Below are 385 nucleotides of genomic sequence, written 5' to 3' on the forward strand. Positions count from 1 at the left end.
CTGAGCTAATGGCTCATATTATAATGAGTATTACTATAATGAAGTAAGTGGTGCCGGCGAGAGGACTTGAACCCCCAACCTACTGATTACAAGTCAGTTGCTCTACCAATTGAGCTACACCGGCATAATCTAAGATTTTTTAATGGTGGAGGATGACGGGATCGAACCGCCGACCCTCTGCTTGTAAGGCAGATGCTCTCCCAGCTGAGCTAATCCTCCGAATAGTGGTTATATTAATTACAAACCTTATAATTAATAATTACCTGGCAACGTCCTACTCTCACAGGGGGAAACCCCCAACTACCATCGGCGCTGAAGAGCTTAACTTCCGTGTTCGGCATGGGAACGGGTGTGGCCTCTTCGCCATCATTACCAGATAATTTAT

Annotated in this window: 2 tRNA genes and 1 rRNA gene; all 3 read right to left on the bottom strand. The window is 45.5% G+C overall.

What is annotated here, in order from left to right:
• Positions 1-48: 48 nt before the first annotated feature.
• Positions 49-124: transfer RNA gene (locus tag K9V48_RS28690), tRNA-Thr, on the bottom strand.
• Between the two features lie 19 nt (positions 125-143).
• Positions 144-219: transfer RNA gene (locus tag K9V48_RS28695), tRNA-Val, on the bottom strand.
• A 42-nt stretch (positions 220-261) separates the two neighbouring features.
• Positions 262-377: ribosomal RNA gene (rrf, locus tag K9V48_RS28700) — 5S ribosomal RNA — on the bottom strand.
• Between the last annotated feature and the right edge of the window lie 8 nt (positions 378-385).

It is taken from the genome of Metabacillus rhizolycopersici (assembly GCF_020075705.1).